The organism is Chryseobacterium sp. DZ-32, assembly GCF_059587025.1.
The window spans coordinates 364,598-376,467 of the sequence record NZ_JCAIOM010000002.1 but is presented as its reverse complement, the minus strand read 5'-3'; the positions used below and the strand labels follow the sequence as shown (position 1 = coordinate 376,467).

Annotated in this window: 9 protein-coding genes; 5 read left to right on the top strand and 4 right to left on the bottom strand. The window is 36.8% G+C overall.

Annotated elements, in window-relative coordinates; all coding sequences use genetic code 11:
• Nucleotides 1–1,170: 1,170 nt before the first annotated feature.
• Nucleotides 1,171–4,038: a M16 family metallopeptidase gene (locus AC59HC_RS03760; protein ID WP_496558028.1), complete on the top strand. Its 2,868-nt coding sequence runs from the start codon at nucleotides 1,171–1,173 to the stop codon at nucleotides 4,036–4,038.
• 115 nt (nucleotides 4,039–4,153) lie between these two features.
• On the opposite strand, the gene AC59HC_RS03755 is transcribed toward AC59HC_RS03760, so the two are convergent.
• From AC59HC_RS03755 to AC59HC_RS03745, 3 genes are all read right to left on the bottom strand, one after another.
• Nucleotides 4,154–5,230: a GNAT family N-acetyltransferase gene (locus tag AC59HC_RS03755; RefSeq protein WP_496558027.1), complete on the bottom strand. Its 1,077-nt coding sequence runs from the start codon at nucleotides 5,228–5,230 to the stop codon at nucleotides 4,154–4,156.
• Nucleotides 5,227–6,225 (bottom strand): polysaccharide deacetylase family protein, encoded by a 999-nt coding sequence (locus AC59HC_RS03750; RefSeq protein WP_496558026.1) that lies wholly within the window; start codon nucleotides 6,223–6,225, stop codon nucleotides 5,227–5,229. Before AC59HC_RS03750 ends, AC59HC_RS03755 begins: the two co-directional genes overlap by 4 nt.
• 71 nt (nucleotides 6,226–6,296) lie before the next feature.
• Nucleotides 6,297–8,435 (bottom strand): S46 family peptidase, encoded by a 2,139-nt coding sequence (locus AC59HC_RS03745; RefSeq protein ID WP_496558025.1) that lies wholly within the window; start codon nucleotides 8,433–8,435, stop codon nucleotides 6,297–6,299.
• Between the two features lie 291 nt (nucleotides 8,436–8,726).
• Between AC59HC_RS03745 and AC59HC_RS03740 the strand changes: the two genes are divergently transcribed.
• Nucleotides 8,727–9,212, top strand: coding sequence for a copper resistance protein NlpE (locus AC59HC_RS03740; RefSeq protein WP_496558024.1), 486 nt, complete (start codon nucleotides 8,727–8,729; stop codon nucleotides 9,210–9,212).
• Between the two features lie 41 nt (nucleotides 9,213–9,253).
• Here the strand turns inward: AC59HC_RS03740 and AC59HC_RS03735 are convergent, their stop codons facing one another.
• Nucleotides 9,254–9,901 carry an MgtC/SapB family protein gene (locus AC59HC_RS03735; protein WP_496558023.1) on the bottom strand — a complete coding sequence of 216 codons (648 nt, stop codon included), beginning with the start codon at nucleotides 9,899–9,901 and terminating at the stop codon, nucleotides 9,254–9,256.
• 222 nt (nucleotides 9,902–10,123) lie between these two features.
• On the opposite strand from AC59HC_RS03735, the gene AC59HC_RS03730 reads away from it, so the two are divergent.
• The 3 genes from AC59HC_RS03730 (at nucleotide 10,124) to AC59HC_RS03720 (ending at nucleotide 11,868) form a co-directional block, all read left to right on the top strand.
• Nucleotides 10,124–10,522, top strand: coding sequence for an immunity 22 family protein (locus AC59HC_RS03730; RefSeq protein ID WP_343643201.1), 399 nt, complete (start codon nucleotides 10,124–10,126; stop codon nucleotides 10,520–10,522).
• Between the two features lie 137 nt (nucleotides 10,523–10,659).
• Nucleotides 10,660–11,394, top strand: coding sequence for a protein phosphatase 2C domain-containing protein (locus AC59HC_RS03725; protein ID WP_496558022.1), 735 nt, complete (start codon nucleotides 10,660–10,662; stop codon nucleotides 11,392–11,394).
• 18 nt (nucleotides 11,395–11,412) lie between these two features.
• Nucleotides 11,413–11,868: a hypothetical protein gene (locus tag AC59HC_RS03720; RefSeq protein WP_202843194.1), complete on the top strand. Its 456-nt coding sequence runs from the start codon at nucleotides 11,413–11,415 to the stop codon at nucleotides 11,866–11,868.
• Nucleotides 11,869–11,870 lie beyond the last annotated feature (2 nt).

The window sequence follows — 11,870 nt, the reverse complement described above, 5'->3', positions numbered from 1 at the left end:
AAAGATACAAACTCTTTTTAAACTGGCAACTTTTTTTACAAAAAAATTTAAAGTTTTTTTCGTCCGTCTCTTTTTTGAAGTAATATCGTTTCTGCCCATCTAAAGGCTCTTCTGCGCTACTGTTCTACTCTCGTTTTCAGTGGGGCAAAGATAGTAACTTCCTACAACGCAAAACAAGTTTATTTAACATAAATTTTACATTACAGTGATATTTATTCCTAAAGGACTGGAAGGCAGGGAGAAAAATTTTAAACATTTGTTTGGAAGATCGGGGTGAGAGCGTGGGAGTGTGGGAGAGTTTGAGCGTTTGAGGGGGAGAGAGGAGGATTCGGGGTGCGGGATGCGGGGGTTGGGGTGGCTATGATCAAATAAAGTATATATTATATAATAGAGAGACTAGACTAGAGAGCTGACTTTCCTCGACGAAGACTGAAGAGTATATTTAATATATAAATATAGAGTAATAAGATTTAACTCCTGTACCCGTAATTAATTATAATGCTTCGACTCAGCTCAGCATGACATGGCTAATACTAACTGCTAAAAGACCTTAGATATTATCCTGCCAACTTACAAGCGTTCTTGTAAAGAAGTTGGGATTCCTGCGGAATGATACAATGGGAATAGCGATTGATACTCAATAACCTGTTTCCATAGAAATCTACAATATGAAAATTCAACACCAATGTTCCTTTTCTACCTAAAAACCCGAAACTCGCAACTCAATAACCCGAACCTCATCATTCATCATTCATCATTTATCATTTATTATCATTAACGACTCCTACCCTAGCCCTGATAGAAATGGTTACCCCGCAGCTTGGGTTAGAGGGTGGGTGGGTTTTAGGTGTGGGGGCCTTCGGCTTCGCTCAGGGTGAGAGCGCTGGAATGCGCGGGCGCGAGGAGTATGAATGGATAGCAGGAAATAGCTCCTAATAAAGTTCGAGAGTTGGAGAGTTGGAGCGTTGGAAAGTTGGAGAGTGAAAAAGTTTGAGGGTTTGGGATGAGGAATTAAAAAGCTTCTTCTCTTCTGCATAGCTGATTCTTGCTTATAATTCACTTTTTCAACCGCAGTAATAGATGTAATAATGATAAAAAAGGATCAACATTTTTTTTGAATCCTTACATTTGTAGTCCATTCCGGTTTCTAAGGAATGAAATGAGTTTTATATGACAGACAGAAAATATAAGGAAACGGTACATACAGATAAAAACCAATACGAATATATTACGGTAGCCCATGACGAAAATAACGTCAGAATCTATACTTTGAACAATGGATTAAAGGTTTTTCTTGCTCAGAATTTTGATGCTCCGAGAATACAGACCTTCATTCCGGTAAGAACAGGAAGTAATAATGACCCGGCTGATAATACGGGGCTGGCTCATTATCTTGAGCATATGATGTTTAAAGGGACTTCAAAAATCGGAACTCAGAACTGGGAAAAGGAAAAAGAACTTCTTGATCAGATCTCGGCTTTATATGAAGAACATAAAGCGGAACAGAATCCTGAAAAGAAAAGGGAAATCTACAAGAAGATCGATGAAGTTTCCCAGGAAGCCAGCCAATATGCCATTGCCAATGAATATGATAAAGCGATTTCTTCTCTGGGAGCCAGTGGTACCAATGCGCATACCTGGTTTGATGAAACGGTTTACAAAAACAATATTCCGAATAACGAACTTGAAAAATGGCTGAAAATAGAGAAGGAAAGGTTCTCTGAAATTGTACTTCGCCTTTTCCATACTGAGCTGGAATCGGTGTATGAGGAGTTCAACAGGGCGCAGGACAATGACACAAGACTTGTGAGTTATGAACTTATGGATGCTCTTTTCCCGACTCATCCCAACGGGCAGCAAACCACGCTGGGAAAACCGGAACACCTGAAAAATCCATCGATGAAGGCTATTCACAAGTATTTTGATGAATATTATGTTCCCAATAATTATGCTATGGTATTGGTTGGGGATCTTGATTTCGATGAAACGATCCAATTAATTGATCAGTATTTTGGGACTTTACCTTATAAAGAGCTTCCTGCAAAAACACCCATTACTGAACAGCCTATTACAGAAGTTGTAGCCAGAACAGTAAAAAGCCCTACTACTCCACGTACTCAGCTTGCATGGAGAACAGATAGCTATGGAACAAGAGAAGCAATGCTGGCTGATATAGTTGCCAATATTCTCAGCAACAGAGGAGAAGCCGGATTATTGGATTTACACATTAACCAGACGCAGAAGATGCTTTGGGCTCAAGCCTTTTCTGTAGGACTAAGACAGTATGGATATTTCTCCATTGTTGCGGTTCCTAAGGAAACACGGACTCTGGAGGAAGCAAAGAATATGGTATTGGATGAAATTGAGCTGATCAAGAAAGGAGATTTTCCGGACTGGATGCTGCCAGCCATCATCAATGATTTCAAACTTCAGAGAATGAAAGGTCTTGAAACCGCCGAAGGCCTTGCCACCAATCTTTACGATTCTTATATAAAAGGAAGAACCTGGGAAGAGGAACTGAATGAAATGGATGAGTATGCCTCTTTCACCAAAGATGACGTAGTGAATTTTGCCAATGAGTTTTTCAAGGAAAACTATGTGGTTGTGAATAAAGAAAAAGGGGTAAACGACAAACTGATCAGAGTTGAGAATCCAGGTATCACTCCTGTTAAGATCAACCGTGATACGCAGTCAGAGTTTCTGAAAGAGATTTTAGCGGATAAAACTGAGGATATCAAGCCTGAATTTATTGATTATCAAAAAGAAATCGTTACAGATCAGCTTAACGGAAAGAAATTAAGTTTCGTAAAGAATAAATACAACGATATTGCTCAGGTACATTTCATTTTCTCTTTTGGAAGTGATCATGACAGAGATTTAGGGGTTTCAACTCAGCTTCTTCAGTATTTGGGAACTGATACCCTTTCGCCGGAGGATTTAAAAAAGGAATTTTTCAAAATCGGAATCAGCAATGATTTTAAAACAACGAACAATCAGCTGACCATCTCGCTGAGCGGACTGGAAGAAAATATAGAAAAAGGAATTGCCCTTCTGCAGCATTGGATGCGTGATGTGCAGCCTGATCAGGAAATCTATAATCAGTTTGTGGGAACAGTACTGGAAAACCGCCAGGCCATGAAGAAAGATAAAAACCGTATTATAACAGCCCTGAACAATTATACAAAGCTGGGCAGCAACTCACGTTTTACGGATGTTATTTCTAAGGAAGAGCTTGAAAACAGCAGTGCTGAAGTTTTTACAGACAGAATGAAAAAGCTTTTCCAATATCCTTACCAGGTATTTTTCTATGGTAAAAATTTTGAAACCTTTACAAAATACATCGGTGGGTACATAGAACCTGAAACCCTTCAGATACCGGAAGCCAAACTGTATCCGGAACCGGCAACGGGAGGAAACGTGTATTTCATCAACTATGATATGGTTCAGATGGAAATGAGCAAGATTGGTAAAGGAAACGAAGTGAACCCGCTTCATTTTGGAAAGATCAATGTTTTCAATGAATATTTCGGAAGAGGATTATCTTCCATTGTTTTCCAGGAGATGCGGGAAAGTAAAAGCCTTGCCTACTCTGCCTATGTATCTTACGCGGCAAATTCTGAGTTGAACCATCCTGATTATGTAACGACTTATATCGGAACCCAGCCTGACAAGCTGATGATCGCGGTGGATACCCTGAATGAACTGATGAACGAGCTTCCGGAAGTCCCTATTCAGTTTGAGAATGCCAGAAATGCAGCTTTGAAACAGATTGCTTCAACAAGGGTTACCCGAAACAATATATTCTTCAATACCTTAAGACTGCAGAAATTAAATATCTATCATGATTTCAGAAAAGATATTTATGAACAGATCCAGCACTTGGCATTTGAGGATATCAAGCATTTTTATCAGACAGAAGTCAAATCAATACATTTTAACACCGCTATTATCGGCAAAAAAGAGAATCTTGATATGGAAGCTGTCAACAAAATGGGGATATTTAAAGAAGTAAGTCTGAAAGATATTTTTGGACATTAAAAAACAAACCGCCTGATCATTCTATCGGGCGGTTTGTTTTTTTATAAGTAATGAATGATAATTGATCACGTGTAGCTCATCCTTCATCATTCATCATTCATCATTCATCATTCTATTACGTCATCATGCAATCTCCGTCACCATCCTGATAGTTTGGGTTAAAATGACCGGGAAGCAATTCCAAAAGATTTTTATGAAACAGGTACTCCCTTTTAAAATCACGTTCATAGATAGGGGAAAATACTTTTGACTGTTGTATTTCCCTGTTTAGTACGGTTTGATAAGAAGTAAAGCCTTTTACTTTATGACTCACGATGAAATACTGTAAAAACCGGATAACCTCATCGAAATTACCGTCCGTAAAAAGGTAAGGTATTTTAAGATAGCCATCACGGAGCTGCAGCAGAAAACAGGATGTAATCTTGTTATTTTTATTTAAAATTTTGATCCAGAAATATTTAAAGCTGTCGGCAAAACTTGAAAACAGGTATTTTTCATCTTTTTTGCCTTCCAAAACCCAGGGATTTTCTATAAAAGAATTGATTTCGTCTGCATTGCGCATCCCGGGAAACCTGTTCATAAAATCTGCACTTTCTTTGTCGATATGATCTAGAATTTCATATTTAAAATCTGGTTTTGGTGCGGCCAGGTTCTTTATTGAGATCACTCCATTGGCAGCGGCATCCAGAATTTGAAAAAGAGGTTTCAACGGTTGTGTTCCCGGTTTCTTTTCAGGAATCATTTTAGCGGCATCGGTTCTGAAGTAGTAGCGTTTGCCTTCTTTGGGAAAGACATATTCAAAAACACCCATAATATTGTAGAGTGCTTCTGCTTCTTTGGTAAATTCTGTAATGGCAATCCGGCCTTCGTATTGTTCAAAAACTTTTTTCAGCAATGCTTTCGCCGGTCTTTTTTTTCTGTATTCCGGGTTTACATACAGGGTACTGAGCCAGGCATAGCGGATTTCTTTTCCATCAATGATAAAACAATCCGGAAAACATCCCACATAACCGATCAGTTTATCTTCATAAAAAGCAAGAATAAGAAGTGCATCTTCGTCTGCTGCTTTTGGATTCTGAATATGAGACAGCGCACGGTGTCTGGTAACCGGAAGAAAATCATACTGCCGGAAAGCTCCGGAGGATATAAAATCTTCCAGTTCTTTTCTATTGAATGTTTTCAGCGTTATCATTTTCTCACAATCGTATTTTTATTCATCAGGCTTTTCAATCTGAAGTAAGCTGTTTCTTTTTTCAATATCTGTGCTCCGCTCTCTCCCATTTCCATTGGAATTCTTTGAAAGTTTCTCTTCACACTGTCCAGTTTTATACCGGCACACCCAAAGCTGCAGTAGATCTCTTCATTTTTATAAAGTTCATCAAAAAAATCTTTCTTTACTTCAAAATCGGTAAAAGGGAATGCAAAACTTTCGTACAAAAAACCATTTTCTTTTAAATAGCCAAAAGTTCTGTTGGTTGTTGCCATTTGTTCTTTCAAAGACAGATCGCCATATTTGGGATGATCCCAGCTGTGCGAAGAGATTCCGAAGCCTTTTCGGGTAAGTTCTTTTAATTGATCTGTACTTAAATAAGGTTGGTACTGTTTTGAATAGGCTTTAAAATCTACCTCAAGTTTTTCACCAAGCTGATCCAGAATATCTTTTTCCTGATAATTTATGGATAAAATTTTCTTTTGTAAAACCCTTCTATCCATATTTTTCAACGACAGGATAAAATAAATTTCGGGATCTATGGTTTTTATTTTTTCAGCAGCATCGGCAACAAGGCTCGCTTTGCACCTGAACATCATCTCCTTATTATCTATGAAAGCCGGATTGATAAAATTACAGGCATATATTCCTTTTCGTTCCAGGATGGGAACTACAATATCGTAAAACTCTCTGAAACCATCATCAAAAGTTAAAAGGGCAATTTTTTTCGAAGGTTTAAAACTTCCGGCCATATAATCTTTGAACTCCTGCCAGTTTACAAACTGAAAATGCTTTGCGATATAATCCAGATCATTCTCAAACTGTTGAGTCGTCTTATAACGGATCACATGTTTTAAATGAGGAAGTTCTTTGTCTGAAACACTGTGATAAAGCGGCAGACAATAGTCCAGCGGAAATGATTTTCCGATATTCCCAGTTTCAAAAGCTGCCAAAACATTGATGATCCTTTCTTTCATCCTATTGTAAATAAAAAAGAATCTATTCAAAATTAAATTCAAATAGATTCTTAAAGGTATAACTTTTAAAATTATTTTATAATCTTCATTTCATCAACAATCCACTTTGAGTCTGCGAACTTATCAATAATGAAAAGAATATATTTTGTATCTACCATGATGTTTCTGCTGAAACGCGGGTCATAATTGATGTCACTCATTGTTCCTTCCCACTGTCTGTCGAAATTCAATCCAACAAGGTTTCCGTTGGCATCCAAAGCCGGGCTTCCCGAGTTTCCTCCGGTTGTGTGGTTGGTAGCAGTGAATCCTACTGGAACATCACCTGTTTTATCTTTATAGATTCCGAAATCTTTTTTGTTGTAAAGATCAATCAGTTTCTTTGGAACATCAAATTCGTAATCTCCCGGAACGTATTTTTCTATTACTCCTGCAAGGTGAGTCTGGTACCCGTAAGAAACGGCATCTCTAGGAGTGGAACCTTTTACTTTACCGTAAGTTACACGAAGTGTTGAGTTGGCATCCGGGAAGAATTTTCTGTCTTTATCCGTCTGCATCTGCTGGGCCATGAATTTTTTCTGCAAAGCATCAATTTTTGTCTGCATTGAAGTGTATTGCGGATCTGCAGTTTTCATATAGGTTTCTTTCATAGAAACATATAATTGATAAATAGGGTCTTTCTTTAAAGTTCTGATCAGTTTATCCTGATTAGAAAATGCTTTATCAATATCAGCAGTTAAAGTTCCTCCGTTTACAGCTGTTCTTCCTGTGATGACAGAGTTTTTAGACATATCTTCTACAACAGGAATATTAGCATTCTCATCTTTATATTTGCTGAATCCTGCCGGTAAAAACTGAGGTGCAGTTTTGTTAACGTACAAAGCCAATAGTTTTGCTGTTACTTTAGCATCAAGCTCTGCACTGTAGTCTTTATAGAAAGAGGTTAATTTCGTTTTCAGTTTTGAAAGTTCCTTTTCGTCCATTCTTCCTGCTTCTACAGACGCAACGAAGTCATAATAATCACCAGCTAGCTTCAAAGTCTCTGCATTTCTTATCACTTCTGTGTAGTAAGCATTGTTTAATGCATAAGGAGCCTGATCGTTGTACAGTTTATTCAGCTGATCCAAAGTATTTTTAATCTCAGGATTTTTAGCGACCAAAGAACCTTCATACATTACTTTCTTTTCTACAGCATTGGATTTTTTCAATCCCTCTACTTCACCGATCCATTTTTTCCAGTAGTTGGCTACTGAAGCATATTTTGACGCATATTTGATACGGGTTTCATTGTCAACACGCATTTTTTCGTCCAAAGTTTTCAGAGCCACATCACGTACCGCAATTCTTGCAGGGTCAATATCTTTCATAATCTTCTCTACAGCGATTGCAGGAAGGTATTCTGTAGTTCTTCCCGGGAATCCGAAAACAAAAGTAAAATCGTTCTCGTTTTTATCTTTGATAGAAACCGGTAAATAGTGCTTTGGAACGTATGGTACATTGTCTTTTGAATATTCTGCAGGTTTGTTGTTCTTGTCTGCATAAATTCTGAACATCGAGAAATCTCCGGTGTGTCTCGGCCAAACCCAGTTGTCTGTATCGCTTCCGAATTTACCGATGCTTTGCGGAGGAGCTCCTACAAGACGGATATCTTTATACGTTTCGATGGTATAAGCATAGTATTTGTTTCCATAATACATTGGTTTTACCATGATCGACTGGTAAGATTCAATTTTCTGAGAGTTCTTATACACCTCAATATTGTTGTTGATCTTTTTAGTAAGTTCAGGTTCTGTAAGATTGTCCGTACCTTCTAAAATAGGATCAGTAACTTCTTTTATATCTACAATAAAATCTACTTTTACTCCCGGGTTAGGAAGTTCACCTTCTGTATTTTTTGCCCAGAATCCGTTTGAAAGAAGATCATTCTGAACGGTAGAATGTGCCTGAATTTGCCCAAAACCACAGTGATGGTTCGTTAAAAGCAATCCTTTAGGCGAAATAATTTCTGCAGTACATCCGCCGTTAAACTGTACAACCGCATCTTTAATGCTTGGTTTCTGAGGATTGAAAATATCTTTTGCAGAAATCTTCATTCCTAAATCCTTCATTTCCTTTTCATTCAGCTCTGTAGGAATCCACATTCCTCCATATTGTTGCGCAAATGCCATTGCAGCTGGCAAAAGAAATACAGATAAAAGTATCTTTTTTGTCATAATCAAAATTTTGCCCCAATTTACAAAGAAAAATATGAACAGGCTTTATAAAACGGGTGGAAAAGTTACTAAGAGTTCGTTTTTGAAAATAGAGATCATCAATAGTGAATCTTGCTTCGCAAGTGAATGGTGAATTGTTATAATCAAACAATAAGTAAATTCATTAAAAATTGACAAGCGAAGCGAATTGACTATTCACCATTGCTCAATCTGCTGTCCAATGTTCTTCTGGCTCAATTTTTGTTGATTGGAAGTAACTTTATTGTTAAAAACATCCTTAAATTAATTATTATGATGAAAAGTAAAATGCTCATGTTGGGAATGGTATCTGTTCTATTCCTTGCTTCATGTTCTAAAAAAGAAACCACTGAAACAACAGCTACTACAGATTCTACAACGGCTGTACAACCTACTGCTATGGACAGTATCACTAAAGCAACTCCTACAGCAGCTGGTGACACTTCTGAAAATGCTCTGGACTGGGCAGGTACTTATGAAGCAACAGTTCCTTGTGCAGACTGCCCGGGAATAAAGACTTCTTTAACATTGAATGATGATAAAACATTCAGTATCACGGAGGAATATCTTGAGAGGAATTCAAAAAATCAGGATAAAGGCTCTTTTGAATGGGATGCTACAGGAAGCATGATTACTTTAAAAGGGAAAACAGCCCAATATAAATATAAAGTGGGTGAGAATATGTTGATCCAACTGGATATGGAAGGAAAAGAGATCGATGGCCCTAACAAAAATCTTTATGTATTTAAGAAAAAATAAAAATAAAGGCTTCGGCCTTTATTTTTTTGCTCTTTTACGGTCTAAAACTGATACGCTTTAATTTTCGGATCATCAACCAGACGGCTTATGACTCCCTCATGATGGCTATTTTTTCCGGTAAGCCTCCATATAACGGTAAAGCTTTCCTGGGAATATTGCTGTTTAAGCATCTGATATCTTAAATGATTTTCTTTAAATATATTTTCACAATATTTAATATCCTGCGAGTCTGTTACGGCAATTTTGTATTCCCTTACTTTATTATAATTATCAATAAAATTCTGGAGATAAGTCAGAGCGCTTAAAATAAGTAATACCAACGTAGTTCCCAACAATGCAATATAAACATAGCCGGAACCTACAGCCATTCCAATAGAAGCAGTTGCCCAGATAGTGGTTGCTGTGGTAATTCCTTCAATTTTATTATCGCCTTTGAAAATGACTCCTGCGCCCAGAAATCCGATTCCTGTAATGATATTGGCGGCAAGACGATCCGGATTTTCCACACCTATTTTTATAGAAAGTATCGTAAAAAGGCAGGCACCGAAGCACACGAGAATAAAGGTCCTGAGACCGGCCGACTTATTACGGTATTCACGTTCAGCACCAATAAACAGTCCTAGAATAACTGAAATAAGGATCAGCAGCAATTCATTTTTAATAATATAATGGTCCTGAAGAAAATCCATCTTTTATAATTTAAACAGAGAATAAATTTACAATAAATCCTATTAAGGAACTATCTTTGCTGAGGAGATTTTGCGTTGCTGCCCCAAAAATTTGTTTCACGAAAAACTTTTGTAATATTACATTTTAATTGCAGGAATTTTCTTGTATCAAAGGGATATTTATCAACGTGGGAAAATGTCACTTATTAAAAAAATCAAAAAAAATAATACTTATATACAATTATGGATAAAGAAATTTCACACTTCTGGTTAGGATATTTCAAGAATGAAGAAGATTTTTATAGCTTCATAGAAGAGGATGAAAACTACTATATAGAGGAAGAAACTGATGATCAGTATGTTTCCAGGTTTGCAGAATCACAGAGCATCAAATGGTTTGATGATGATTTTATAGAATATGGTTTTGAGGATGAAAGCCTTAGTCTTTATGATAAGTTTGCAGAGTATTCTTATGCTGACCAATGGCTTCCTATCTTGGAGAAAAAGCTGAATGAACTCAGTCTGGATACGCCGGTGAATGCTATTATTTTCGCCACAAGATTTGTTATTCCTAATCCTGTTTCTGTAGAAAATGATGATTTTTCACTGCATTATGTGGGAGAAATAGAATACGATATTTAATAACCAAAGCAAAACTGCTTTCTCAACACCGGCAACAAGTGATTTCATGGTAAATGTGATCACCTGTTGCTATTTTTATACCTATAATGAGGATGAAATAAGGTTACATTAAAAAAATAAATCTATTTTAGCATGTAATGAATTTATATTCTACCCTACAAATCGGAGATTATCATATTAATCATTGTGAAGATGATCTTCTCATCAAAAAAATCTGTTCTGATAAGATTTTGTGTGCTGTGATGGATGGATGCTCTACAGCTATGGACAGTCATTTTGCGTCAACACTTACTGGAAAGATTTTACGTAAAATCATTATTGAAAACGGTTACAAGGCATTATATGAAAAAGCCAGCCAGCAGAGTCTGGAAGAAGAGCTCAAAGAAATCATAAAAGGTTTATTCAACGAACTTAAATTTGTAAAAAACCATCTGATGCTGGACGAAAAAGAGTTGTTATCTACTCTTATAATCCTGGTTTATGACATCACAAAGGACGAAGGATTCATCCTAACCATTGGTGACGGAGTTGTCTGTATCAATGGAAATATCACAGAATTTGACCGTAATAATAGACCGGATTATTTAGCTTATCATCTTTATGAAGACTTTGAAGAATGGTATCCCCGTCAGTCTCAGAAATTATTTTTTGATTGTCTGGATGATGTTTCCATTGCTACTGATGGTATTTTGAGCTTTTCAAAAATTAAAAAAACGAATTCTGAAGAAATGATCAATTTTGCTGAATATTTAATGATAGACCGTCAGAATAGCGAAACTGAAGAAATGCTTAACAGGAAACTAAAGCAGTTGGAACATCAATACGGAGTAAAACCTACAGATGATTTAGCCATGATAAGAATGATAAAATAATCCAGATATTTGAACATCATGAAAGAATTCAAACTTAATCAGTTCTACTCTTTTCTGAAGAGGTGGCTCATTATTACCATCTTTATTTCAGTGGTTACATTCTTACAATTTTACTGGTCAATGGGAACCCTTTCAGAACGTGTTTCAAGCGGCTGTATAGACTGTTCATTTTTTGAAGATGCGGTGTATATATCCCTTATAGCCGGTGGGTTCTTATCAATTGTCTTTTCTCTGCTTTTCTTTGTTAAAAAGATTGTCTTCAAGGCTTCAGTCGAATTCCTGTTCCTGATCTTTGTCTGGTTATTTTGGAACTACACCCTATTTGTAGACAGGGAATCTTCCTGGAGTACTTACGACTTCAATTCAGAAATCCAATATACAGTTTCACTTTCCTTTCTTCCTGTTACCGTACTGGGATGTTTATGTGTCATAATTTTACATTATCAGGAAATAAAAGCTAGATTTGTATCTTAAAA